We start from the raw sequence: 22,629 nt of genomic DNA on the forward strand, positions 1-22,629 counted from the left end.
CTCCTTGGGTTATGGGCCATGATGGCCACAGTGCGCAGCGCAGGGCAAGAAAACAGGTGCGATCATGGGTTTATACCCACCAAAAACCCGGCCAGCGCTAGGAGGTTGCGGGGGTTGTGTGCTAGAAAATACCCAGCACCGTGGCAACCGGTGTTCAGGTGGATTTGGCGCGGCGTGCAGGGACAACCCTCCCAGCCCCGCGCAGCATGACAGAACGGATGAACCTTGACCGAGATTTCTGACCAGACCGGATCACCGCAGCCTTCAGACCTTCTGCCCGTGACCATTGAGGAGGAAATGCGCTCCTCCTATCTCGCGTATGCGATGTCGGTAATTGTCAGCCGTGCGTTGCCCGATGTGCGCGATGGTCTTAAGCCGGTGCACCGGCGCATCCTGTATGCCATGCACGAGAGCGGCTTTACGCACGACAAGCCTTACCGCAAGTCTGCCCGTGCAGTGGGTGAGGTCATGGGTAAATATCACCCCCATGGCGACAGCTCGATTTACGAGGCCATGGTGCGTATGGCGCAGTCGTGGTCCATGCGGGTCAAACTGATTGACGGGCAGGGGAACTTTGGCTCGGTCGATGGGGATAGCCCGGCCGCCATGCGTTATACGGAAGCGCGTCTGGCCAAGGCCTCCACCTTCCTGCTGGGTGACATTGACCGCGACACGGTCGATTTTCAGCCCAACTACGATGAGAGCGAGAGCGAACCAACGGTTCTGCCCGCGGCATTCCCCAACCTGCTGATCAATGGCGCAACCGGCATTGCGGTGGGGATGGCAACCAACATTCCCACCCACAACCCCGGCGAGGTGGTGGATGCCACGCTGGCGCTGATTGCCAGACCGGATATGACGCTCGAAGAGCTGATGGAGATTGTGCCGGGGCCGGACTTCCCCACAGGTGGCACTATTCTGGGCCGTTCGGGTATTCGCAGCGCGTTTGCCACAGGGCGTGGCTCGGTGATCATTCGCGCCAAGGCCGAGATTGAGGAAATCCGCAAGGACCGCAAGGCCATTGTGGTGACCGAGATCCCGTATCAGGTCAACAAGGCCACCTTGCAGGAACGCATTGCCGATCTGGTGCGCTCCAAGCAGGTGGAAGGCATTGCCGACATCCGCGACGAATCCGATCGGTCGGGGATGCGCGTGGTTATTGAGATCAAGCGCGATGCCACGCCCGAAGTGGTGCTGAACCAGCTTTACCGCTTTACCCAGCTCCAGACCTCCTTTGGTGTGAACATGCTGGCTCTGGATGGGGGTAAACCCCGCCTTATGGGCCTGAAGGATGTGCTGGAGGCATTTATTGCCTTCCGTGAGGAAGTTATTCTGCGCCGCTCGCGCCATGACCTGAACAAAGCGCGCGACCGGGCCCACATTCTGGTCGGTCTGGTTATTGCCGTAGCCAATATTGATGCGGTCATAGCCCTGATCCGCGCCGCCCCGGATGCCGCAACCGCACGCGAGGCCCTTATGGCCGCCCAGTGGGATGCCGCAGATGTGGAACCGCTGCTGGCCTTGATCCATGATGAAGGCAACGTGGTGGTGGACGGCAAGGTCCGCCTGACCGAAGCGCAGGCCCGTGGTATTCTGGAACTGCGCCTGCAACGCCTGACCGGGCTTGAGCGTGATAAAATCCAGTCCGAACTGTCCGAAGTGGCGGTGCGTATTAATGAACTGCTGGAAATTATCAGCAGCCGCCCCCGCCGTATGGAAGTGCTGTGCGAGGAACTCTCCCGCGCCCGCGCCGAGCTGGTAACCCCCCGCGTAACCGACATTACCGACTATGACGGCGATCAGGATGATGAAAGCCTGATCGAACCCGGTCAGATGGTTGTGACCATTACGCGTGAAGGCTTTATTAAGCGCACCCCGCTTGATGTGTTCCGTGCCCAGAACCGGGGTGGCCGTGGCCGCACCGGGGCAGGAACACGCGGGGACGATATTGTGGTGCGCTCCTTTAATGCGCATACGCACCAGTGGGTCATGTTCTTCTCCTCCGGGGGTAAGGTGTACCGCCAGAAGGTCTGGCGTCTGCCAGAGGCCGGGCCAGCCGCCAAGGGCCGCGCACTGGTCAACCTGCTGCCCGACCTTGGAACGGATACCATTACCGCCGTGCTCCCCCTGCCGCAGGATGAGGAACTATGGGAAAGCCTGCACCTGATCTTTGCCACAGCCAGTGGCGGGGTGCGGCGTAACCGGCTGAGCGACTTCCGCAACATCCGCGTATCCGGCATGATCGCCATGAAGCTTGATGAAGGCGATAGCCTGATTGGCGTTGCCACCTGCCGCGAAGGGCAGGATGTGTTCCTTGCAACCCGCAAGGCCCGCTGCATCCGCTTCCAGATTACGGATGATACGGTGCGTGTGTTTGCCGGGCGCGGGTCGTCTGGTGTGCGTGGGATCCGTCTGGCCGAAGGCGACCGGGTGATCAGCCTTGCCGTGCTGAACCATGTTGAGGCCACGGTGGAAGAGCGCGCGGCCTACCTGCGCATGGCCAATGCCAAACGCCGGGCCGAAAACGCCGCCGACACCGAGGATGATGCAGAAACACCCGTGGTTGACACCGATGAGGACGAAGCCGCAACCGGCACCGAAGCCCTGACCCCCGAACGCTTTGCCCAGCTTGAAGCGGCGGAAGAGGTGCTGCTGATTGTGAGCGATGGCGGGTTTGGCCGCCGGTCCTCCGCCTATGACTACCGCGTAAGCGGGCGTGGCGGGCAGGGGATTACCAATATGACCTTCTCTGCCAACAAGCGGGGTACGGAGGTGGCGGCAACGCTGCCCGTGCTGCCGGGTACGGATGTTATGCTGGTAACCGATGCGGGCCGACTGATCCGTGTGCCGGTTGATCAGGTGCGCATTATGGCCCGCCAGGCCAGTGGTGTAACCCTGCTGCGGCTCAATGATGCGGAGCGCATTACCAGTGTGTTCCCGGTCATGGACGATGGGGAGGATGATGCGGGTGAGGCGGAAGATGCCGCCAATTCTGCACCGCAGCCCCCCACCGATGGTGCCGGTTCCGCTCTATGAGCAGCTCTGCTGCCGCTCCCAGACGTGTCGGGCTTTATGCTGGCACGTTTGACCCGGTAACAGTCGGCCATCTGGATGTTATTGAGCGGGCCAGCCGGTTGGTGGACCGGCTGATTATCGGGGTGGCGCACAACCCCGGCAAAAGCCCGCTTATGCCGCTGGAAGAGCGGATGGAGTGTGTACGCGAGGCGCTGCCTGCCATTAAGGCCCGCACAGGGGGGGACATGGCGGTGGTTTCTTTCCATTCCCTGCTGGTGGAGGCTGTGCGGGCCAATGGTGCAACACTGATCTTCCGTGGTCTGCGCGTTCTGTCCGACTTTGATTACGAAGTGCAGATGACGGGCGTGAACCGCAGGCTTGATAGCGGGATAGAAACCGTGTTCCTTATGGCATCCGAGCGTACGCAGTTTATTTCTTCCCGGATGGTGAAGGAAATTGCCAGTTATAGTGGCGATATTTCGGAGTTTGTAACACCCTACACGCAGGCGCGGCTGCTGGCCCGTCTGGCTGAACGCACGGGCTGAACCGCACGTTTGCCCTGGGTGTTGCCTTAACAGGAGAGTTTCTGATGTCCACAGAAGATAAAAAAGACCTGATTTATATGGATGTGCCCGCAGGCCGCGTGGTTATTCGCCTGCGCCCTGATCTGGCCCCCAAGGCCGCCGAACGCCTGCGCACGCTGGCCGAGCAGGGCTTTTACGATAACGTGGCCTTCCACCGCGTTATTCCGGGCTTTATGGCCCAAGGTGGCGACCCCACGGGCACGGGTATGCACGGTTCCGACCTGCCGGACCTGCCCGCCGAATTTACCAACAAGGCCAAGTTTGAACGCGGCACCATTGGCATGGCCCGTACATCCGACCCGAACAGCGCAAACAGCCAGTTCTTTATTATGTTCGAACCCTCCCCCCATCTGGATGGGCAGTACACCATTGTGGGTGAGGTGATTGAGGGCATGGAGAACGTGGACAAGATCAAACGCGGTTCGGGCATGTCTGGCGTGGTGAACGACCCCGACCGGATTGCCAAGATGGTCCCTGCGGACAAGGCGGAAGCCTAAGCATTGCACAAGCGGCCCGCCCTACCCGGCGGGCCGTTTTTGTATGGGCAGGGCGGAAAAATGCCTTTCTGCGCTTGACGCAAGGGGTTAATCCGGTTAGGAACAGCCCCATCGCGCACGGATGACTGATCCCGCGTGATCTTGTGTGTGAGCCGGTAGCTCAGTCGGTAGAGCATTCGACTTTTAATCGAATGGTCGAGGGTTCGAGTCCCTCCCGGCTCACCATTCCTTCCAGAAAATCGCTAAAAACTGCCAATCCGCTCAGGGTTATCAAACAGAGTTATATAATTATTTTTGCTCTGTGGCATGGCTCTGGCATCTTCGGCGGGTTTTTGCCGTTAGGGTTGCTGGGGGTCACCTGCTGTTTCCACAACGGGTCAGTGGCGTGCGACCGTTGCGATGGGGGCGGAAAGCCGCTTGCCCATCCGGCCTTGGTGGGAGCTGGTTGATGGTGGGTGCGTTGCTGTGGGGTGGGCGGAACCGCGTGATCTTGCAATTTGTGTTGAACCGCCGCATATCGCCGCGTGGAGACAGCAGGAATGACTGACGATAAAGACTTTGCCCTATGGCTTGCCAAAGAAAAAAAGGCGCTGGCAGATGCAGGTTACCGCGAGGTCGCCCGTGCGTTCCATAGGGTTAAGGGGTGCCTGGCATCGGCGCTTGTTCTGACTGTTACCCTGACCAGCGCTTCTGTGGCGGGGGCGTGTTCGCAGCGGGAGTATTCTCTGGTCTGTGGGTTTCTGGCGCTGGGGTTTGCCATAACGGGTGGCCTGTGTGCCGTGGGGCTTTATTCGGGTCCGCTCCTGTCCAAAAATGTAGGGCCGGAAGGGGTGGATACCATTCTGTCCGATGTGCCCACGCGGGATGAGGCACAGGCCAGCCTGTGGCTGGCCTATACGGTGTTCTTTATTACGGGGGAAAACAGCAAACTGCTGGGTAAAGGGCGGCGCTGGCTTAGGGCTGCGTGGATCTCCCTTAGCCTTACACCCCCTGTGGCGTTTGTGCTGGCTGTGGCTTGTGGTGCGTGGAGCGCGTTTTAAGGTTTGCTGGCCCATGGTGCTTCTGGTGTAAAATGGCATAGGCCCTGCGGGGGTGTTGCGGTGGTTCGTGTGCATGATGTGCCAGTCTTGAACCCTGTATAAAAATCCCTTGTACCTGCGCGCAGTTTGTGGCATGGGGGAAGGTATCGTCGCCAGTGTTGCACCCAATCCGATGTGGTGCATCGCCTTCTGCCAGAAGTGCTGCGGCTTTTCCTCCCGATCATTCTGTTAAAAACCCTAGCCTGAATATGCTCCTTTTTTGGGAGCATTTTTTTTTGCAGGGTGTGTGCGTAGCGTGTGCAGGGGTGTGCCTGCACGGGCGGGGGATTGGCTGATCTGGGCTTCTGTTTTGCAGTGTGGGGGCTGGTAAACGCTCAACCATGAATAATGGAGGTTTTGAGTATGGCCAATACAGGCCAGAACGCACCTGCTGCGGGTGCCATAACGTGTAACACTGCCAAGGTTGCGGCTATTGTTGCTTTTATTCCCTCGTTCTTTGCCATGCTTCCCCAGAACGTGGCTCTGGCTATCTGTGCTGGTATGGTAACCTGTGCCGCCATAACGGCAGCCGTACCAGCCCCTGCACATAGCCGGGTTCTGGTCGTGCTGTATCAGATTGTGCGTGTTGCAGGGCTTGGGGTGCAGTACGCAGTGCCGTACATGGCAACGCATCTGGCCAAGGGTAGTCTTGCTGGCGCTGGAGCAGCGACCAGTGGTGCGGCCAGTGTGGCCGAGGGCCAGCCTGCTACCCCGGCCACAAGCCAGCCGCCGGGGGCTCCGCTGGCATAACTGCCAAGGTCTGTTCCGGTACATCAAAGCTTATATCTACAGGGATTTCCACTGGTGCATCTACAGGTGCATCCTCTGGCGTATCGCTTGGTGCATCAGCCAGAAGCACCAATCGGTATGGCTCCCCCCCGGCACCATGCCAGTTGGCGTGTGTGTGGCGGATGCCGCGGCCAGTACCTTGGCAACCGGGGCTGGTGTTGTGCGGCGCAGCACCACACTACGCTCATCATTCTTCCTGACAGGATAAAATAATATGAAAAAAACTGCTGTAGCAGGCAGCCTTGCGGCACTGTGCCTGCTGTGCTCCTGCGCGCAAACCGCACAGGGCAAATTGCGGCAGGCTGTGTACGATACGGCCAGTGCGTACCATTTACTTGCCAGCCCCATGCCCGATGTTATGGCCGACCGTGTGCCGGGTGTGCACCTGAATACCGTGCAGAAAAATCTGGCCCGGCAAACCAGCCAGACCGTGCTGGATGCCCTGACCAACCTTGAACACGCCATTCAGACCAACAGCACGGTAACAGAAACGGCTGTGGCGGCACTTCAGGCAGATTTTGCCCGGTTTTCCACCTGCTGGGCAGGGCTTAGGGCGGGGGGTGCTGCACCGGCAGGCTGCACGGCATCCACCAGTGTGCCGTCTGCTGCGGCAGCCTCCCCATCTGCGCTGCCCACCACAACAACAGCATCCGTAACAACTGGAAAGAACTGAACCATGACCGCAGCAGAAATAAGCGCCATATTGGGTGTGGTCGGGACTGTTGTCTCGCTGGCCGAAAAATATGGACCACAGGCGTACGACACGGTTTTGAACGCGATTGAACAGAGCAAAAACGGCACAGGCCCGACCGATGCAGATATTGCCGCGATTTTTGCCAAATGTCAGGCCGACAATGCCGCCATTCAGTCAGCCTGACCCCGTAGGATACGCGCGGCTATGACTGTGGATTTTGAATGCGGTATGGTGCTGGGCGGGAGTGTGGTTGGGCTTGTAGGGGTGGCGCTGGCTGTGGCGCTGCGCCTGCTTGCCCGGCACCAGGGGAGCTGGCCGGGGGACTGAAGCAAACACAGCCCCCGTTCCCGGGGCGGGCGGCTGGCGCTCAGGGGCGCAAGGCGGCCCGTTGTGCCTGTATGTGGCGCTCCAGCAGGTCGCGCACGGTCTGGACGATCTCGCCTATGCTTTCCTCGCAGTAATGGTGTTGGGTTCTGGCAAAGGCGGCATCGGAATAACAGGGCCATTGCAGGCTGTGGCTGGCAGCGCGCAGGTGCCGTATGGCCTGTTCGTACCGGGTGAGTTCCTCTGCCGTGGCGCTGGGCAGGGTGTCGGTGCTGAACAGGCCGCGCAGGGCAGCTTGGGTGTAGGCATCGGCCTGCGCTGGGGGTGGGTTAAAACAGGTCGTATGCGGTTCCAAAGTGCTCTCCCTCAACATCGTGCGGCCAGTATGTGCATAATAAACGCACAACGCAAGCTCTGCTTACACGCAGATGTGTGGTGGAGGGGGGCTCAGGTTGCGGGTGTGGTTACTTCCATGTCCATTTTCCAACAACCCGGCCGTTAATGCTGATTTCATCCAGTGTCAGCTCGTAGGTGGAATAGGCGGGGTTAATGCTCATAATCCGCACCCGGCGCGGTTCTTCCATACCGGGGATCAGCTCCAGCCGTTTGAGCACAAGGCCAAACCCATCCCACAGCACATAAACACCGGGGGGGGAGGGAATGCGGTGTGCGGTATCCACCAGCACCCGGTCCCCGGACTGGTAGTCCGGCTCCATGCTGTCCCCCGCTACGCGCACAATGGCCAGCATGTCTGGCGTTTCGGAAAAAGCGGCAACGTAGCCGCGCGGCAGGGTCCAGTGTTCTACCGGGCGCAGGCCATCCTGCGGGGCGCAGAGTATGGGCACGCAGCCCGGCCCGGCGGAGGTGATCACATCGTATTCAGGTATGGCAATCCGGTTGGAGCCAGCAGGGGGCAGGGCTTCCGTTGCGGGCTTGGGCGGCGGGGGCGCCGGGCGGGGTGTGACCCTGGCGACCAGCCCGGATTCGCCCGCGCTGACCCCGGCAAGGTTCCAGACCTCGTTGGGGGTAATGGGCGGCTCGCCCCGGCCACTGAGCAGCGGCACCATGGCCTTGACCATGGGCAGGGGCAACACGTCTTTTTTATACGTGGTTTCGTACATGCGGTAGGAGGAAAACTTCTCTCCGTACCCCAGTGTGCGCGCGAACTCGCGAACCGTGTAACCGGCGCGCTCGCGCAGGGTTTTAAGCCTGTCAGTGATCCGATTCTGGTCCATGTTCTGTGTCATGCCTGCATTGTGGGCAAAAGTGTCGTGCATGTCAGTGCGTAAAAACCGCTTGCAGTTTGTGTTTTTAGTACGCACATTGTGTGCATGAACAACGCACATACCAGCCTGCCGGATGCGGCGCAAGAGCCGTACGGGGCGCTTCCCCCGCCATTAACCCCGCCGCAGAGCGACCTGCGGGGGTTACCCTTTATGCCGCTCGATACCTGCCGCCTGCTCGATAGTGACCTGTTTGCCCTGAGCACGGGCGATGGGTTCAAATGTGCTGTAGCGTTGTGGTGCAAGGCATGGCAGCAGGTGCCTGCGGGCAGCCTGCCACATAACGACCGGGTTCTGGCCCATTTGTCTGGTGCGGGTGGGCGCTGGGCGGCTTTGCGGCCGGTGGCGCTGCATGGCTGGCTGGTCTGCTCGGACGGGCGGTTGTACCACCCCGTTATTGCCGAAAAAGCCAATCAGGCATGGAAGGCCCGTCTGGCCCAGCGGGCGCGTGCGGCCCGCCGCTGGGCGCGCGCGCCCGAAGCAGATGACCAGCCCGCAGCAGGGCAGGCCACACCATGCCATGGCATTGCCAGCGCACATGCAAGGGAGAGGGAGAGAGAGACTCACTCACTGCGTTCGCGGCAGGAGGAGTGTTCTCCCTTTGTGCGTAAATCTGCCACGCGGGGTAAGGGTCAGCCGCGTGCAGGCCGGGGTGCGGGGCGTGCCCCCCATCCGCTGGAGGAGCAGGCGGCGCGTCTGCTCCAGCGCACGGCAGGGCTGGCCCCCGGTGGTGCGGCAAACACCCATGCGGCGGAGGGTGGCGGAGCGGCTGGCTCCGTGCAGGATTACTCACAGGCACAGGCACAGGCACAGGCACCGCAGGCACCACAGGCCGCACAGGGGCGGGCCATACAGGCAGGGGTCAAAGGTGGGGGGGAAGAGGCATGAGCACACCGCACCATGCACCCAGCCCTGTGCCCGCGCTCAGCCCGGCATTGGCCGGAATGCTGGAAGGCTTCCGCCCCGGTGGGTTTGCCCCTGCACCCAGTCTGGAGCAGGAGGCGCGCGCGGCGTTGCCAGCCTATGCCCGTGCGCTGGCCCCTTTACCCCATGCAGAACTCGCCCGTGTTATAGAGGAGTTTGCCGAAATGCTGAATGCAGGCGTTGCCAACCCGCTGCCCGGTGTGGCGCTGCAACTGCGGTGTGTTGCCCTTGTGGCCGCCTGTGCTGGGGTGCCTGCGCTGGCATGGCGTGGCCCTGCGGTGCACCGCGCGCTGGTGGCGTTTACGTTTTTTCCATCTGCGGCGCAGCTGGTTGCATTGCTGGAGGCGCAGTGTGGTCTGGCCCGTGTGACTTATGGTCGGCTGAAGCTGCTTGTGGCTGAAGCAGATACCCGGCAGGCCCGCGCGCAGGCGCAGGCTGTGCGTTGGGCACAGTGGGAGCGGCTTTCCGCCACGCGGCCTGTGTACAACTCTGTGGATAATGTGGATTATTCAAAAATCCGCCCTGAATCAGACCATAATCACAAATAATTGAGCAATTTTGGCCCGCTCCCCGTTGTGGTGTGGCAGCAGGCCCATGCAAGGATTTTATATAAATGAGCACATCCTGCACACAGGTTTCCAAAAAACAGGGTCACGCACTCCCCGCCGGATTGCTGCCCATACCCGTAGGGGAAGGGCCTACGCCTGAGCGGATGGAAAAATCCGTATTTGCACAGGAACATTCCATAGCCGGTGCGCCTTTGCGCGTGCTGGGTACGGTGCAGGCGTTACTGAATGCGCGCGACATAACGCAAGATGCCGCCAATGCGGCAGAACGTTGGTATAGGGACTGGGTGTTTGCCTACGTGGGGCATATTGAATACCCCGCAAATCACACCCCCAATACCACAACCCGGCATGATGATGTGTCGTGGCAGATCACGCGTGCACATGCGGCCGGGCGGCTGGCGGATGTGCGGCACGCGTTGGGGGCCTGTGCGGAGGTCAGATTGAAGCTGATGTTAGTGGATGAGATGTCATTCATGCAGATCGGACGAATTATTTTTCCGCATTTGTCAGATGCGCGGGCGCGGCTCAAGGTTTCGGCCCAGTGCGCCATGCTTCTGGAGCAGTTGGAGGGGTTTTATGCTGCCATGCGCCGGAGTGCCAAAGCACGCACAATAGCGCACAAGGCAGGGAATCCTGCGGAACAGGTTGGTAAATAGGGTGGTGTGTTAAAAGGATATTATAAAAAAAATCTGATTTGTCTGATTTTTTTCCTTGCCCTGTGCGCGCGGCTTTTGTATGTAAATACCTACATTGGAATTATTGCGCCAGCCCGGTCAGGCCGCCCCATTCGGGCGGCTTTTTTTATGGCCCGTGCGGTGTGCGCAGCACAGACCGACTTCCATGTTTTTTGGAAAAATCATGACAAGATCAATCAGCTATGCCGATGTGGTGCGCCTGCACCGCACGGATGCCGTGTGCGTTGGTGTACACGCAGGGCAGGCGTTGCTCTGCTTTTTGGTACCTTCAGCCGAAACAACACGCCACAGGGCCGATATTTCCCTTTCCTGGTGCGAAAGCGCACAGGCCAACCTGCCACCAGAGGCGCGTGTGCGCTGTGTTGTGCAGGAGCGGTCCGTGCGTGGCCCGGTTGTGGGGCAGCTCCCCCCGGAGGCCATGCAGCGTATCCGCACTATGATCATGCGCGAGCAGACCAGCCAGACGGCGGAAGGGGGCTGGCCGCACCAGATGACCCCACGCAACAAGAGCCACGCCCATGCCTGCCAGCAAAAAAACAGCGGTTTCCGCAGCAGAACTCCCCGTTCCATCCATTACGCCTGAGCAGTGGGAGCAGGTTTTTGCTCTGGTGGAGGAGGGGCAGACCCTGCGCCAGATCAGCACCCAGCCGGACATGCCCACATGGGTGCTTATGCGCCAGACCCTGCGGGCCAGCCCGGCACTGGCCAGCCGGTATGGCCGGGCCCGGATGCTGGCGGCCGAAGCATTTGAGGACCGGCTTTTGCAGGAAGTCCACAGTATTGGCGGGGATGATACGGCGGCCATGCGCCTGCGGATTGATACGCTCAAGTGGATTATGTCCAAACGCGCGCCTGCCCGCTACGGCGAAAAAACCGGGACCGAAAGTCAGGCCGAACCCCCCGCGCAGGAGCAGGGCAGGCCACGCACCATTCGCCGCGTGATTGTGGACCCCACCCCGCTGGTGGAAAAGGAAAAATGAGCAGACCAAGCCTTAAAATTCCCACGGCAAGGGTTTTTGCCCCCTTGCTGGCACCATGCCGCTACAAAGGGGCATATGGGGGGCGTGGGTCGGGCAAGTCGCACTTTTTTGGTGAATGTGTGGTGGAGGAGCACCTGCGCCTTGCAGGGCATAGAACGGTGTGTATCCGTGAGGTGCAAAAATCCACCCAGCTATCATCCCGCCAGTTAATTATTGATAAAATCAACCAGTTTAACCTGCAACGCTACTTTGATGTGCAGGATCGGGCCATTCGCACTCCGGGGGACGGGTTAATCGTTTTTCAGGGGATGCAGAACCATACGGCGGAAAGCCTGAAATCGCTCGAAGGGTTTGACCGGGCATGGGTGGAGGAGGCGCAGTCCATTTCTGCGGCAAGCTGGCGTATGTTGCGCCCGACCTTACGGAAAAAAGGGGCGGAAATCTGGGCATCGTGGAACCCGTGCAACCCAACGGATGCCGTGGATGCGTTTTTCCGGGGGGTGGGGTCCGACCGGGCGGACCTTGTGGCCGTGCGGGCCAACTGGTCGGATAACCCGTGGTTTGACCAGGGCCCCCTGCCCACCGAACGGCAGGAGGACCAGCGCAGCCGCCCGGAAGATTACGGCCATGTGTGGGAGGGAGATTACCAGAACTTTGCCGATGCCCAGATTCTTAAAGGCAAGGTAGAGGTCACAGCATTTACCGCGCCGGAGGATGCACGGTTTTATTATGGTGTGGACTGGGGGTTTGCCAAAGACCCGCTGGCTGCCCTGCGCTGCTGCATTGTGGGCAATGTGCTTTATGTGGATTACGAGGCCGGGGGCGTTGGCGTGGAACTGGATGCCATACCCGCCATACTGGAGCAGATCCCCCAGGCCAGACAATGGCCGTGGAAGGCCGATGGCGCACGGCCGGAAACCATAAGTTTTTTGGCCCGCATTTATGGTTTTCGCATGAGTGCTGCCAAAAAATGGCCCGGTAGTGTGGAAGATGGCATAGCCCGGCTCAAGGCGTTCGAGCGCATTGTGGTGCACCCGCGCTGCAAGCATCTGGTGCAGGAATGTCGTTTGTATTCCTACAGGGTTGATAAGGATACGGGGGATGTTCTGCCCATTGTGGAGGATGCGCACAACCACTGGATAGATGCCCTGCGCTATGCGCTGGACGGCGTTATTCACCACCGGCGCGGAATGCCCCGTTTTAATGCGGGCACTGTTCGGACCATTCTTTATCCCAGTAAGGGCGGATAACACGCAATGACAAACTGGTTGGCCCGCCTGCGCGGGTGTTTTGGCGCATCCACGCTGCATGGCGGGGGTGTGGCGCGGACTCTCACCCCCCATGGGGGCGCACGCAGGGAGCCGGTTCTGCCGCGCACTTTGCAGCAGACGGACCATAAAACCGGCAGGCTGGGTAAAAAACGTTCAGGTCTGGGTGCGGTTTTTGGCTGGGCGGTGCAGGCTGGTGGGGCTGCGGCCTATGCGCCTTCCACCATGCAGGAGCGGGCGGACCACCTGTTCCAGCCTTACCAGCCACCGCGTGGCGTGCGTGGGGCAGGGGGGAGCGCGCTGGCTATGGATGCGGCTTTGGGGGCCTATGCCGCCGGGCAGTATGGCATGGCCTCCAGCTTTGTGGAGCAGGGGCTTGCCTTTAAGGGCTACCCCACGCTGGCCGCCATGATGCTGCGTGCCGAGTTTAGAAAACCCGTGGAAATTATTGCGCGCGAGGCCACGCGGGCGTGGGTGCGCTTCCGCTGCAATGGTGTGGGGGCGGATGCCGCGCAGACCGCAGCGCGCCTGCGTGCGGTGGAGGCGGAATTTTTGCGCCTGCATGTGCGCGATGTGGTGCGCCGGCAGATTGTGCATGGTCTGGGCTTTGGCATTGGCCATATCTGGATTGGTCTGCGCGGTGTACCACTGAACGATGCGGGGCAGGCGGTGCCCCTGCGGGCAACACCGCATGGTCTGGCGCGTGGGCAGCTTGAACGGCTGGTGAACATAGACCCCATATGGACCACGCCCAACAGCTACAATGCGGATAATCCACTCCGGGCGGATTACTACCGCCCGGTGGACTGGTGGGTGCAGGGGGTGCTGGTCAACAGTTCCAGACTTTTGGGGATTGTGCCTTACGAGGTGCCGGACATTCTCAAACCCGCATTTAACTTTGGTGGTCTGGCCCTGCCGCAGATGCTGGAAACCTATGTGCACAATTTTTTGCGCACGCGGCAGTCTGTGTCGGATATGGTGAGCAACTATGCCACCAAGATTTTAAAAACCGACATGAGCGCCACCATGCAGTCCGATGGTAGCGCACAGTATGGGGATATTGACGCACAAAGTGTTACCGCCCGCGTTGCCGCCATGAACGCGTGGCAGAGCAACAATGGCACGTTTGTGCTCGACCGCGAGAGCGAGGATTTTGACATTAAATCCGCCCCGCTCAGCGGCCTTGCCGAGCTACAGGCCCAGTCGCAGGAGTTTATGGCCGGTATTCCGGGTATTCCGCTGGTCAAGCTGTTTGGCATCCAGCCGCAGGGGCTTAATGCCTCCTCGCAAGGGGAGATCAGGGTTTTTTATGATGAGATCGCCGCTTTTCAGGAGGCGCACATGGCCCCCGTTCTGCGCAGTCTGTTCCAGCTTGTGCAGTTGAACCTGTGGGGAAGCATAGACCCGGATCTGGACTTCGAATTTGTGCCCCTGTGGCAGATGTCCGAGCAGGAGGCCGCAGCGGTGGAAAAAACAAAAACCGATATGGATACAGCCAATATCCAGTCTGGAAAAATAACCCCGCACGAGGCCCGCGCGCGTGAGGCTGCGGATGCACACAGCCTGTACCGCACCGCAGGTCTGGCACAGCCCATGCTGGGCCGTACCACGGCATAGCCACCAACAGTTCCGGGCAGAATGCGCAAGGGCAAACAGAGCAGAACAGCATGAAAAACATATTGGCGCAGGACCGCATGGGGTCGGTCCGCATGACGGATGAGGATGGTCGCCTGTACGTGGCCGCCACCCCCATAAGCAAGGCCACGGTCAACGCCTATTACGGGCGCGAAATACCGGGGGCGCAGAGCCTTGGCCTTGACCCGGACAGGCTCTACCACCTGCTGCGCGACCCGGAGGAACTGGCGCGTGCAGCCCCGACCTTTAACGCCCTGCCGGTTCTGGCCGAACATGCCCATGTGACCGCGCAGGCACCAAGAGCGGAGCTGGTGGTGGGGACCACGGGTACAAACGCCACCTTTACCAGCCCGTATCTGACCAATTCCCTGGCAATCTGGAATGCCGGGGCCATTCACAACATCCGCTCGGGCGCGCAGCGCGAACTCTCCTGCGCGTACCGCTACACGCCGGTCATGGAGGCAGGGCAATTTGAAGGCCAGCCGTATGACGGGCGTATGACCAACATCCGCGGCAACCATGTGGCCCTTGTGCCCAGTGGGCGCGCCGGACCGGATGTGCTGGTGGCGGATGCCAAACCAAAGGATATTGCTATGGTTCAAGAACACGCAGCCCCCACGGCCGGGCAGGTCTTTGCCCGCCTTGGCACGGCGTTTGCCTCTGGCGCACTGGCCATGACCGCCAGCATGGCCGAGCTGGGGGCATGGTTTAAGCACAATGGGGTGCCGGTTGCGCCCGTGCCGCAGGACCCCGCGGAAGAACCGCCCCGCCTGCCCACAAGCCAGCCGGTGGCCGGGGCCAAAAGCGGCACGGCTGCTGGTGCGGCCACAGGTGCCACCGCAGCCCCCCCCGCCTGTGGCGCACCCGCGGGCAGGGAGGGCCAAACCCCGCCCCCCGCAACCGCGCAGGATGCCGCAGTGCACAGTGCGGTGGCCGCAGCCCTTGCCGCCGAGCGGCAGCGTAACCAGCACACGCAGGAGGCCCGCACCCTTGTGCGCCCGCTGGTGGGCGATGTGCTGGGCATGGACAGTGCAGCCGATATTCTGCGCTACGCCCTGACCGAACAGGGGGTGCAGACCGAAGGTGTGAACGAGCCGGGGCTTAAAGCGCTGGTGCTGGCCTGCCTTGGGGCCGGGGCAACGGGTGGTGTGTCCGGGGGTGGCGGTGTGTCTGGTGGTGTTGTGGGTGCGGCCGATCATGCGGCCTGTGTTGCAACCCGCTTTGGCGTTCATGCGCCACGCAAACTTTAAAAGAAGGAGGCAGAGGCAATGCCTTTTCCCAATACAGTCCATTATGGCTGGCCTGCCGGGTTCCCCGGTGCATGGGCCAGCCAGAACCCCCAGCGCATGGTTGTGCCGGGGCAGAACGGGTTTTGCGCCGGTGCGGGTGGGGTTGCGGTTGCCGCCTTCGCCTGGGTGCAGGCGGATGGCACAACCGTGCTGAACACGCCCGATGCCGCCAGCCCCAAGGCTGTTCCCACCGGGTTTGTTGTGCGTGCGCAGCAGGGGCAGGCCACGCAGTACCTCCAGCAAAACACCATGACCATTGCACAGGGTTTTATGGTTGGTCTGGCGCAGGGGGGCGATGTGTTTGCCCTTGCCAGCACGGACGCCACGGTGGGGCAGGCTGTTTATGCCTCCACCATCAACGGCACGCTCCAGTGTGCTGCCGGGGGGAGCGCACCAACCGGCACGGTGGATACGGGCTGGTCCGTGGCGCAGGGCGGGGCCGCCGGGCTGCCCATTATTATTACAGGCCCGCTGGCAGGGGCGCGGAGCACAACCGCCACATCATCTGGCACAGGGAACTAAGGGATCATGAACACATTTTTCCGCCAGGATGCACCCGCCCTTGAACGGGACTGGGGTATTCATCTGAGTGGTGTCAGCCGGTATTTTTCCGAACTGGCGCAGGATGCAGCCTTGCCTGCCAGTAGTGCTGTAACCGCACCCAACAGCGGCATTCCCGCTCTGTTTACCACCTACACGGACCCGGTGGTTATTCGCGCGCTGGTCACACCCACCCGCTCGGAGGCCATTTACGGCACTGCCCGCAAAGGCGACTGGACAACCGATACCGCGCAGTTCCCGGTTGTGGAACTCTCCGGTTATGCCGCAGCGTATGATGATTACAGCCCCGCTGGCACGGTAGAATCCAACGCCAACTGGGTACAGCGCCAGTCGTTTTATTACCAGACATGGACGCGCTGGGGCGAACGCGAGGTCGAGCGCATGGGGGCTGCCAGAATTGACTGGGTGAACCAGAAGAACCTTGCCTCCGCCTCCGTGCTGAACAGGAACCAGAACCAGATCAACCTGTTTGGTATTGCCGGGCTGGAACTGTATGGCGCACTGAACGACCCCAACCTGCCCCCCGCCATTGCCCCTACACCCAAATTTGCGGCCACTGGCACGGCAGCGGCAGGCAACACATGGGCGGATACAACAGACCCGGTTCAGATTTATGCTGATATTCTCAAGGCTTTTGGGGTTCTGTCCGCACAGATGGGGGGGAACCTCACGCTTGAAGCACCGCTCACGCTGGTTATTCCCACCGAGCGGCAGCAGTGCCTGCTGTACACCAACAGCTATCAGGTCGCGCTGAGTGATCTGTTGAAGAAGAACCTGCCCAACCTGAGCATTCAAACCCTGCCAGAAGCAGGGGCCACATTAAGCGGTGGTCAGGCGACAACCACGTTAATGCAGCTTTTTGTGCGCGAGGTGGAAGGCCAGCAGTCCGTAACCACCGCCTTTACCGAAAAACTGCGCGCCCATGCCGTGGAGCGGTATTCTTCCAGCTTCCGGCAGAAAAAATCGCAGGGTACGTGGGGGACCATCTGGTTCTACCCGCAGGCCTGTGTGACCATGGCAGGGATTTAAAGCATATGGCAGCAGCACCCAATACCCCCCGGACCAGTGCCACGGTTACGGTTATCTGCCGTATGCCCGCAGGGCTTGTGCTGGACCTGTACGATGTGGATGCACTGGCTGCACGGGCCAGTGCATCCACGCCGGTTATGGCCCCGCCCAGACCTGTCGCCAGTGTGCGGCTGAACGGGGCCAAGGCCGACCCGCGCTACCATGCGCGGGATAACCTGTTGCTGGGCATGGGCGGGCGCACGGAGGTGGATGCCAGCTTCTGGCAGGCATGGTGTGCGCAGAACCCGCATTTTCTACCCCTCAAAAACGGACTGATCTTTGCCCAGCCCCGTGCGGAGGATGCCGCTGCGGAACTGGCCGAGCGTGGCCAGCACCGTAGCGGGCTGGAAGGGCTGGAACCACAGGGCCTGCCCGGTGTAACCCCCTTTGCCAGGGATGTGGCCTGATGGATGGTACCGCGCCTGCCGTGCCGGGCGTTGTGGTGTTTGACTACACGGCATGGTCCGCACGGTTTGCCGAACTGGCAGGCTATGTAGGGGCGGCGCAGGCACAGGCGTGTTTTGAGCAGGCAACACTTTACCTGCCCAACACGCCCGCAGGTCCGGTGCCAGATGTTGGCAGGCGGACTGTGCTGCTGGGCTTGCTGGTGGCCCATATTGCAACCCTTGGCCTGCCACAGGAGCAGGGCGGTATGGGGGGGCTGGTCGGGCGTGTGAGTGCGGCCAGCAGGGGGAGTGTGTCGGTAACAACCCATTATGGCTCCCAGCCAGAGCGGGCTGAGTGGTTTGCACAAACCCAGTATGGAGCCTCCTTCTGGGCCGCTACGCGGGGCCTGCGGCAGGCACGCTATGTGCCCGGTGGACCGCAAATGCCACGTATATGGCCCTGATTTTTCCATAACCGGGAGTTCCGTTGTGCAGATTTTTGCTCTGGCTGGCCGGCTGACCCGTGCAGTCAACCCCTGTGTTGCGGCAACCCTTATGGCCAGCACAGGCAGCGTAACCAATGCCGATGGCACGCAAACCCCGACCTACACCCCCCTGCCCGTGCAGGTGGAAGTGCAGGCACTGGCAGGGGAGGACCTTCAGCAGGTGCAGGGGCTTGCCCGGCAGGCGGACAGGCGCGTGGTGTACGTGCCTGCCACCGTACACGCCCTGAACAGACCGTTGCAGTGCGGAGGCGATATTTTGCAGTTTTATGGAGCGGACTGGCTTGTTACCCAGTCCCTTGAACAGTGGGGGGAGGGCGAATGGTCGAAGGTGCTGGTAACACGCCAGAACAGCCCGGTTGCGTAGCAACCCCCACAGATGCACAGATTTACAGTGCGGTAAGGAACTGGCTGCTGGCCCTGCTCCCAGCCGGTGTGCAGGTGGTGCAGGGCCAGCAGAACCGTGTGGCGTCCCCCCCAGTGCCTTTTGTTACCCTGACCATTACCCGGCGTACCCGGCTTGCCACCAATAGCTGGTCGTACACCCCCACCACGCGGGAGGTATGCGAACCTGTGGAACTGGGCTTGCAGCTTGGTCTGTTTGGCCCACAGGCTGGCGGATACGTGCAGGCCATTACCGCCCTGTGGCGCGACCCGCAGGCCGTTGCGTTTTTTGCGCCCCTGCCGTTCCAGCTTGTGCCGCTGGATGTGGGGCCACCATGCCAGTCCGAATTCCGGGACGGCGAACACCAATACGAACAGAACTGGAGCGTGGACCTGCACATGCAGGTCACATTCCGGCTGAGCATTGCTCAGGATTTTGCAACAACCCTTTCGGTCACTGCCCTGTCGGCAGATGTGACCGCCCCGCCAGAGGAGTAACGCTGTGGCTGGCATTCCCATTTCCACCATTGTTAAGGTCACCCCCGGTGTACTTGCCGCCGGAGGCAGCCTGAACGCCCTGACCGGCCTTGTACTCAGCATCAATGTGGCTGCCGTACCGGCTGGCACGGTCCGGGCTTTTACTACTGCGGCCGATGTGGGCGCGGCATTTGGCACCGAGTCCGTAGAATACACGATGGCCTGCGTCTATTTTGCAGGGTACACCAATGCGGTCATGACCCCCGCCCGCCTGCTGTTTGGCGGTTATGCAAACCCCACAACCACCTCCACCGTGGCAGAGCAGATGGATGCACTGCGGGCGGCCAATGCCACATGGAACGGCTTTGCCCCGGCGTTTGAGCCGGTTCTGGCCGACAAGCAGGCCATGGCCGAATGGGTGGCGTTGCAGAACAATACCCTGTGGGGCGTGCTGTGGGATACAGACGTGCAGGCCACAACCCAGAAAAGCGGGAGCGCATTTGGTGTATGGCTTAAAAACCAGAACCTGAGCGGCGTAAGCGTTGTGTACAACGACCCGCTCTCCGCTGCCTTGTGTCTGGGGTGGATGGCGTCCCTCTCCTTTGGCACCACGGGTGGGCGGCAGACACTGGCCATGGTGCAGGATGCCTCGGGCCAGGTTATCCCGCCGGTGGCCGATGGTGGCATGGCCGCAACATTGCTCGATAATGGCTACAATTTTTATGGTGCTTATGCCAATGCAACCAGCACCTTCCAGTTTATGCGGCCCGGTTGTGTATCTGGCCCGTTTTTGTGGGCGGACAGTTACATCAACCAGATCTGGCTCAATGCCAGCCTCACATCGGACCTGATCACCCTTTTGCTCAACACCGGGCAAATTCCATACAATACGGAAGGCGATACGCTGGTGGCCGCCAGTGTGCAGGCAACCATTACACAGGCGCTGGATTTTGGGGCCATCCAGCCCGGTGTGGTGTTGAGCACAACGCAAAAACAGCAGATTAACAACGCATCTTCCGTTGCTACGGCGGCAGATAGCGTGGCTACGCGGGGGTGGTACTTCCAGCCCAATGTTGCCACAGCTGCGGCGTCCTACCGTGTTGCACGCACAACGCCCCCCGCCCGCCTGTGGTACGCGGATGGGCAGAGCGTGCAGGCCATTACCCTGAACAGTGTTGAGGTGCAGTAACCATGGCGCTCGATATTTCGGCAGCCAATGCCATTTTTACCATTACGGTGCCGGGGCTTTATAATGCGCCTGTCACACTCAAGAACTTTGCGACCGACCATGCGTGGGACGTAGGGGCACAACACTGCGCACAGACCCAGATGTCGATCGATGGGTACCTGAACGCGGGTTTTGTGCCCGAGCCTGTGGACCAGACCATTGTGCTCTCGGCTGCGAGCGAGAGCGTTCTGGTGTTTGAGGCCATTATGACCGCCCAGCAGACCGCACGCACGCTCTACCGTTTGGGGGGAGAAATTACCCTGACCTCCACAGGCCGCAAATACACCATGGTCAATGGCGTGTTGCAGGCTATGGCGCCCATGCCCGGTGCGGGGCGGATGCTGGGAGACCGGCATTTTTCCATTCTGTGGCAGGCTATTTACCCGGCGGGGCTGTAATGGCAATCCGGCAGGTGAGCGTGACCGTTCCCATGGAAGGGGCGGATAAGGGCAAAACATTTGTTATTACCCGTATGTCCGCCATGGAGGCGGACCAGTGGGGGCGGCATTGCCTGCAGGCGGCCATTGCCTCGGGCGCGGATATTCCTGGCCTGGAGGAAGATGCGGGGCTTGCGGGCCTTGCCGCCGTGGGCATTGGCATTTTTGGGGCCATGGACCCCGCGCGGATGGATGGGCTGCTGGCCCGCCTTATGCAGTGCGTAACGGTGCAGCCAGACCCCCGCAACGCGGCGGTGCGCCGCCCGCTTGATGAGAGCGATCTGGAAGAAATTCCCACAGTTGGCTGGCTCCAGAAGGAAGCATTTGCCCTGCATGTGGATTTTTTCAAGGGCGTCGGGCCGTTGTTTTCCCTTCTGTCGGCGCTGCTGCACAGCGGAACCAGCGTGCCCTTGCCCGATGCCCCAATATCAACGAGCGATATGCGCTGGTGATGATGGAAGGGCTGGCCAGCCTGCATGACCTCCAGAGTGTGTATGACAGCGAGGATTTTGAAAACCTGCTGGAGCTTGCTCTGGTCAAACGATTTAACAGGTAAATGCAATGGCAACGCTTACACAATGGCTTGCCTCCACGTTGGCGCGTGCTTCCACACAGGGGGGAGCGCAGGCGGGTCACGCAGGGGGTATGGCGGAGGTCGCCCGTATGCGGGCCGTGCTGTCCGTGCTGGTGGGGGCTTCTTTTACGCCTGTGCTGCATGGCGGCGGGGCGGATGGGCATACGGCGCTGGCAGCCCTTGTTTCCGCCATTCTGGCTGGTTTGCGGGCAGACCCACCTGCGGTGGAGGGTGTGCCCGCACGGGTGGTGGGGCGGCGGATTATGCGCCCCATTATGCGTGCAGGGCCCACAGCCCCCATCCACCAGCGGCAGCGTGCGGCGGTGGATGCACCCTACAGGGCGGAGGAAGGCAGCGGATCAGCCCAACATCTGTGGCCCCGTTCCGCCCCGCCAGCCCGGACCGGGGCCGAGGGGCGGAGGAGGCCCAGACCCCTCCACCCAACCCGCACCAGAGCAGCAGGGGACCACGCACCAGACGACCAGAGTGTGGAAGATGGTGCAGCAGGGCGTTCCCCCGCAGCTGGGGGGAAGGCAGCGGAGCCTGTGGCAAAAACGGGGGAAGCCCCGCTGCCCCGGCAGGCCCATGCAGGGCGGCTGCGCCGTAGGGCTGTGGGCCATGCGCGCACCATGCCTGCACGTGTGCTACCCGTGGGGCTGGCGCGGCAGGGTTTGGTATGGGCAGCGGTGCTGCAACCCGGCACAGGGGATGCGCATGAGCAGGCCAATGGGGCCGCCAGTGGGGCAACCAGTGGGCGCGTATATGGGCCCGCGGGCCATGGAGGGCGCTGGCCCGGAGTTTTGCACACGGGGGCTGGGGGAACAGGCACCGGGGGAATGGTGCAACGCCCTTGGGGCGATCCGGGGCACCATGCCGTGGCCATGCTGTTTGGCCATGCGGCTGTGGCGCATGAACCAGACCGGAGGGGGCAGAAAACCATGCGTCAATTTTTGGCTTCTTATGCCGCTTTGCCCCGGCAGGGCTTATCGTCCGCTCCGGCGTTTATGCTTGCGCCCACTTTGGCGGCCGCTCTTGTGGCGGCCTACGGTGCGGAGCAGGGCAGGGCCTCTGGCCTTCCCCCCCGTAGCCTGAATGAAAAAAGACCTTCTGCGGGGCAGAAGCCACAGGGAATGAATGGCGCAGGTCTGGCGCAGCCTGCTCCGTGGGGGATGGACTACCTGCGTGCGACCGCAAATGCCGTGCAGGTCGCCAGTATGGCAGCAGCCCCCGCACAGGTGCAGCCCGGCCCGGCCGTGCAGGCCCACATTACCGTTAACGCCAGCGGCAGCACGCCACAGGCCATAGGGGATGAGCTGGAGCGGCGCATGGGCACACTGCGTATGCAGGCGCGGCAGGCCAATCTGGGGCAGTTCTAGGCTTTGTGCC

At 61.3% G+C, this 22,629-nt stretch carries 28 protein-coding genes and 1 tRNA gene; 27 read left to right on the plus strand and 2 right to left on the minus strand.

Annotated features, from left to right (window positions below; translation table 11 throughout):
- The first annotated feature begins 225 nt into the window (after positions 1 to 225).
- From gyrA to Absy_RS12850, 9 genes are all read left to right on the plus strand, one after another.
- The gene (gene gyrA / locus Absy_RS03555; protein ID WP_048853329.1) at positions 226 to 3,036 is read left to right on the plus strand and encodes a DNA gyrase subunit A; all 2,811 of its coding nucleotides are present in this window, start codon (positions 226 to 228) and stop codon (positions 3,034 to 3,036) included.
- Positions 3,033 to 3,560, plus strand: coding sequence for a pantetheine-phosphate adenylyltransferase (gene coaD, locus Absy_RS03560; protein ID WP_048853330.1), 528 nt, complete (start codon positions 3,033 to 3,035; stop codon positions 3,558 to 3,560). Before gyrA ends, coaD begins: the two co-directional genes overlap by 4 nt.
- A gap of 44 nt (positions 3,561 to 3,604) precedes the next feature.
- Entirely contained in the window at positions 3,605 to 4,096 is a 492-nt protein-coding gene (locus tag Absy_RS03565; protein ID WP_048853331.1) for a peptidylprolyl isomerase, read from the plus strand.
- Between the two features lie 149 nt (positions 4,097 to 4,245).
- Positions 4,246 to 4,321: transfer RNA gene (locus Absy_RS03570), tRNA-Lys, on the plus strand.
- A gap of 314 nt (positions 4,322 to 4,635) precedes the next feature.
- The gene (locus Absy_RS03575) at positions 4,636 to 5,136 is read left to right on the plus strand and encodes a hypothetical protein (RefSeq protein ID WP_048853332.1); all 501 of its coding nucleotides are present in this window, start codon (positions 4,636 to 4,638) and stop codon (positions 5,134 to 5,136) included.
- Between the two features lie 402 nt (positions 5,137 to 5,538).
- Positions 5,539 to 5,925: a hypothetical protein gene (locus tag Absy_RS03580; protein ID WP_146802551.1), complete on the plus strand. Its 387-nt coding sequence runs from the start codon at positions 5,539 to 5,541 to the stop codon at positions 5,923 to 5,925.
- 253 nt (positions 5,926 to 6,178) lie between these two features.
- Positions 6,179 to 6,637 carry a hypothetical protein gene (locus tag Absy_RS03585; RefSeq protein WP_245614707.1) on the plus strand — a complete coding sequence of 153 codons (459 nt, stop codon included), beginning with the start codon at positions 6,179 to 6,181 and terminating at the stop codon, positions 6,635 to 6,637.
- Between the two features lie 3 nt (positions 6,638 to 6,640).
- On the plus strand, positions 6,641 to 6,841 hold the full coding sequence (locus tag Absy_RS03590) for a hypothetical protein (protein WP_048853334.1): 201 nt from the start codon (positions 6,641 to 6,643) through the stop codon (positions 6,839 to 6,841).
- Positions 6,842 to 6,862: 21 nt separating this feature from the next.
- The gene (locus Absy_RS12850; RefSeq protein WP_257006353.1) at positions 6,863 to 6,985 is read left to right on the plus strand and encodes a hypothetical protein; all 123 of its coding nucleotides are present in this window, start codon (positions 6,863 to 6,865) and stop codon (positions 6,983 to 6,985) included.
- Positions 6,986 to 7,025: 40 nt separating this feature from the next.
- Here Absy_RS12850 and Absy_RS03595 read toward each other — a convergent pair whose 3' ends face one another.
- Positions 7,026 to 7,337: a hypothetical protein gene (locus Absy_RS03595; RefSeq protein ID WP_048853335.1), complete on the minus strand. Its 312-nt coding sequence runs from the start codon at positions 7,335 to 7,337 to the stop codon at positions 7,026 to 7,028.
- A 109-nt stretch (positions 7,338 to 7,446) separates the two neighbouring features.
- On the minus strand, positions 7,447 to 8,259 hold the full coding sequence (locus tag Absy_RS03600) for a S24 family peptidase (RefSeq protein WP_245614709.1): 813 nt from the start codon (positions 8,257 to 8,259) through the stop codon (positions 7,447 to 7,449).
- 54 nt (positions 8,260 to 8,313) lie between these two features.
- Between Absy_RS03600 and Absy_RS03605 the strand changes: the two genes are divergently transcribed.
- The 18 genes from Absy_RS03605 to Absy_RS03690 all read left to right on the plus strand — a co-directional run bounded on the left by Absy_RS03605 (position 8,314) and on the right by Absy_RS03690 (position 22,619).
- Positions 8,314 to 9,153 carry a DUF1376 domain-containing protein gene (locus tag Absy_RS03605; RefSeq protein ID WP_052945693.1) on the plus strand — a complete coding sequence of 280 codons (840 nt, stop codon included), beginning with the start codon at positions 8,314 to 8,316 and terminating at the stop codon, positions 9,151 to 9,153.
- Positions 9,150 to 9,737, plus strand: a complete 588-nt coding sequence (locus Absy_RS03610; RefSeq protein WP_048853336.1) for a hypothetical protein — start codon at positions 9,150 to 9,152, stop codon at positions 9,735 to 9,737. The genes Absy_RS03605 and Absy_RS03610 overlap by 4 nt, the downstream gene beginning before the upstream one ends.
- Positions 9,738 to 9,802: 65 nt before the next feature.
- On the plus strand, positions 9,803 to 10,414 hold the full coding sequence (locus Absy_RS03615; protein ID WP_052945694.1) for a hypothetical protein: 612 nt from the start codon (positions 9,803 to 9,805) through the stop codon (positions 10,412 to 10,414).
- A gap of 202 nt (positions 10,415 to 10,616) precedes the next feature.
- Positions 10,617 to 11,036, plus strand: a complete 420-nt coding sequence (locus Absy_RS03620; RefSeq protein ID WP_146802549.1) for a hypothetical protein — start codon at positions 10,617 to 10,619, stop codon at positions 11,034 to 11,036.
- The gene (locus Absy_RS03625) at positions 10,972 to 11,433 is read left to right on the plus strand and encodes a terminase small subunit-like protein (RefSeq protein WP_048853338.1); all 462 of its coding nucleotides are present in this window, start codon (positions 10,972 to 10,974) and stop codon (positions 11,431 to 11,433) included. The genes Absy_RS03620 and Absy_RS03625 overlap by 65 nt, the downstream gene beginning before the upstream one ends.
- The gene (locus tag Absy_RS03630; protein WP_048853339.1) at positions 11,430 to 12,683 is read left to right on the plus strand and encodes a PBSX family phage terminase large subunit; all 1,254 of its coding nucleotides are present in this window, start codon (positions 11,430 to 11,432) and stop codon (positions 12,681 to 12,683) included. The genes Absy_RS03625 and Absy_RS03630 overlap by 4 nt, the downstream gene beginning before the upstream one ends.
- A 6-nt stretch (positions 12,684 to 12,689) precedes the next feature.
- Positions 12,690 to 14,318, plus strand: coding sequence for a phage portal protein (locus Absy_RS03635; protein WP_048853340.1), 1,629 nt, complete (start codon positions 12,690 to 12,692; stop codon positions 14,316 to 14,318).
- Positions 14,319 to 14,368: 50 nt separating this feature from the next.
- Positions 14,369 to 15,586, plus strand: a complete 1,218-nt coding sequence (locus Absy_RS03640) for a DUF2213 domain-containing protein (RefSeq protein ID WP_048853341.1) — start codon at positions 14,369 to 14,371, stop codon at positions 15,584 to 15,586.
- An 18-nt stretch (positions 15,587 to 15,604) separates the two neighbouring features.
- Positions 15,605 to 16,147, plus strand: a complete 543-nt coding sequence (locus Absy_RS03645) for a structural cement protein Gp24 (protein WP_048853342.1) — start codon at positions 15,605 to 15,607, stop codon at positions 16,145 to 16,147.
- Between the two features lie 6 nt (positions 16,148 to 16,153).
- The gene (locus Absy_RS03650; RefSeq protein ID WP_048853343.1) at positions 16,154 to 17,215 is read left to right on the plus strand and encodes a DUF2184 domain-containing protein; all 1,062 of its coding nucleotides are present in this window, start codon (positions 16,154 to 16,156) and stop codon (positions 17,213 to 17,215) included.
- A 5-nt stretch (positions 17,216 to 17,220) separates the two neighbouring features.
- Complete coding sequence (locus tag Absy_RS03655; RefSeq protein ID WP_048853344.1) at positions 17,221 to 17,661, plus strand: hypothetical protein; 441 nt, start codon at positions 17,221 to 17,223, stop codon at positions 17,659 to 17,661.
- Entirely contained in the window at positions 17,661 to 18,104 is a 444-nt protein-coding gene (locus Absy_RS03660; protein WP_048853345.1) for a DUF4054 domain-containing protein, read from the plus strand. Before Absy_RS03655 ends, Absy_RS03660 begins: the two co-directional genes overlap by 1 nt.
- A 25-nt stretch (positions 18,105 to 18,129) precedes the next feature.
- Positions 18,130 to 18,510, plus strand: coding sequence for a hypothetical protein (locus Absy_RS03665; protein WP_148315532.1), 381 nt, complete (start codon positions 18,130 to 18,132; stop codon positions 18,508 to 18,510).
- The gene (locus Absy_RS03670) at positions 18,465 to 19,025 is read left to right on the plus strand and encodes a phage neck terminator protein (RefSeq protein WP_048853347.1); all 561 of its coding nucleotides are present in this window, start codon (positions 18,465 to 18,467) and stop codon (positions 19,023 to 19,025) included. Before Absy_RS03665 ends, Absy_RS03670 begins: the two co-directional genes overlap by 46 nt.
- 4 nt (positions 19,026 to 19,029) lie before the next feature.
- Positions 19,030 to 20,193 carry a DUF3383 family protein gene (locus Absy_RS03675; RefSeq protein WP_048853348.1) on the plus strand — a complete coding sequence of 388 codons (1,164 nt, stop codon included), beginning with the start codon at positions 19,030 to 19,032 and terminating at the stop codon, positions 20,191 to 20,193.
- Between the two features lie 2 nt (positions 20,194 to 20,195).
- Positions 20,196 to 20,630 carry a phage tail fiber protein gene (locus Absy_RS03680; protein WP_048853349.1) on the plus strand — a complete coding sequence of 145 codons (435 nt, stop codon included), beginning with the start codon at positions 20,196 to 20,198 and terminating at the stop codon, positions 20,628 to 20,630.
- Entirely contained in the window at positions 20,630 to 21,121 is a 492-nt protein-coding gene (locus tag Absy_RS03685) for a hypothetical protein (RefSeq protein ID WP_048853350.1), read from the plus strand. The genes Absy_RS03680 and Absy_RS03685 overlap by 1 nt, the downstream gene beginning before the upstream one ends.
- 109 nt (positions 21,122 to 21,230) lie before the next feature.
- The gene (locus Absy_RS03690) at positions 21,231 to 22,619 is read left to right on the plus strand and encodes a hypothetical protein (RefSeq protein ID WP_048853351.1); all 1,389 of its coding nucleotides are present in this window, start codon (positions 21,231 to 21,233) and stop codon (positions 22,617 to 22,619) included.
- Positions 22,620 to 22,629 lie beyond the last annotated feature (10 nt).

This window comes from Acetobacter syzygii (assembly GCF_000964225.1).
Taxonomy (GTDB): Bacteria; Pseudomonadota; Alphaproteobacteria; order Acetobacterales; family Acetobacteraceae; genus Acetobacter; species Acetobacter syzygii.

What these genes read in the sequence shown, in the direction of transcription:
- Absy_RS03600 (WP_245614709.1), bottom strand. Translation starts at nt 8,259, where the DNA reads ATGCACGACACTTTTGCCCACAATGCAGGCATGACACAGAACATGGAC.
- Absy_RS03640 (WP_048853341.1), top strand. Translation starts at nt 14,369, where the DNA reads ATGAAAAACATATTGGCGCAGGACCGCATGGGGTCGGTCCGCATGACG.
- Absy_RS03645 (WP_048853342.1), top strand. Translation starts at nt 15,605, where the DNA reads ATGCCTTTTCCCAATACAGTCCATTATGGCTGGCCTGCCGGGTTCCCC.
- Absy_RS03610 (WP_048853336.1), top strand. Translation starts at nt 9,150, where the DNA reads ATGAGCACACCGCACCATGCACCCAGCCCTGTGCCCGCGCTCAGCCCG.
- Absy_RS03655 (WP_048853344.1), top strand. Translation starts at nt 17,221, where the DNA reads ATGGCAGCAGCACCCAATACCCCCCGGACCAGTGCCACGGTTACGGTT.
- Absy_RS03580 (WP_146802551.1), top strand. Translation starts at nt 5,539, where the DNA reads ATGGCCAATACAGGCCAGAACGCACCTGCTGCGGGTGCCATAACGTGT.
- Absy_RS03680 (WP_048853349.1), top strand. Translation starts at nt 20,196, where the DNA reads ATGGCGCTCGATATTTCGGCAGCCAATGCCATTTTTACCATTACGGTG.
- Absy_RS03620 (WP_146802549.1), top strand. Translation starts at nt 10,617, where the DNA reads ATGACAAGATCAATCAGCTATGCCGATGTGGTGCGCCTGCACCGCACG.
- Absy_RS03590 (WP_048853334.1), top strand. Translation starts at nt 6,641, where the DNA reads ATGACCGCAGCAGAAATAAGCGCCATATTGGGTGTGGTCGGGACTGTT.
- Absy_RS03690 (WP_048853351.1), top strand. Translation starts at nt 21,231, where the DNA reads ATGGCAACGCTTACACAATGGCTTGCCTCCACGTTGGCGCGTGCTTCC.
- Absy_RS03630 (WP_048853339.1), top strand. Translation starts at nt 11,430, where the DNA reads ATGAGCAGACCAAGCCTTAAAATTCCCACGGCAAGGGTTTTTGCCCCC.
- coaD (WP_048853330.1), top strand. Translation starts at nt 3,033, where the DNA reads ATGAGCAGCTCTGCTGCCGCTCCCAGACGTGTCGGGCTTTATGCTGGC.
- Absy_RS03670 (WP_048853347.1), top strand. Translation starts at nt 18,465, where the DNA reads ATGGTCGAAGGTGCTGGTAACACGCCAGAACAGCCCGGTTGCGTAGCA.
- Absy_RS03685 (WP_048853350.1), top strand. Translation starts at nt 20,630, where the DNA reads ATGGCAATCCGGCAGGTGAGCGTGACCGTTCCCATGGAAGGGGCGGAT.
- Absy_RS03605 (WP_052945693.1), top strand. Translation starts at nt 8,314, where the DNA reads ATGAACAACGCACATACCAGCCTGCCGGATGCGGCGCAAGAGCCGTAC.
- Absy_RS03565 (WP_048853331.1), top strand. Translation starts at nt 3,605, where the DNA reads ATGTCCACAGAAGATAAAAAAGACCTGATTTATATGGATGTGCCCGCA.
- Absy_RS03635 (WP_048853340.1), top strand. Translation starts at nt 12,690, where the DNA reads ATGACAAACTGGTTGGCCCGCCTGCGCGGGTGTTTTGGCGCATCCACG.
- Absy_RS03660 (WP_048853345.1), top strand. Translation starts at nt 17,661, where the DNA reads ATGGATGGTACCGCGCCTGCCGTGCCGGGCGTTGTGGTGTTTGACTAC.
- Absy_RS03585 (WP_245614707.1), top strand. Translation starts at nt 6,179, where the DNA reads ATGAAAAAAACTGCTGTAGCAGGCAGCCTTGCGGCACTGTGCCTGCTG.
- Absy_RS03625 (WP_048853338.1), top strand. Translation starts at nt 10,972, where the DNA reads ATGCCTGCCAGCAAAAAAACAGCGGTTTCCGCAGCAGAACTCCCCGTT.
- Absy_RS03575 (WP_048853332.1), top strand. Translation starts at nt 4,636, where the DNA reads ATGACTGACGATAAAGACTTTGCCCTATGGCTTGCCAAAGAAAAAAAG.
- Absy_RS03615 (WP_052945694.1), top strand. Translation starts at nt 9,803, where the DNA reads ATGAGCACATCCTGCACACAGGTTTCCAAAAAACAGGGTCACGCACTC.
- Absy_RS03650 (WP_048853343.1), top strand. Translation starts at nt 16,154, where the DNA reads ATGAACACATTTTTCCGCCAGGATGCACCCGCCCTTGAACGGGACTGG.
- Absy_RS12850 (WP_257006353.1), top strand. Translation starts at nt 6,863, where the DNA reads ATGACTGTGGATTTTGAATGCGGTATGGTGCTGGGCGGGAGTGTGGTT.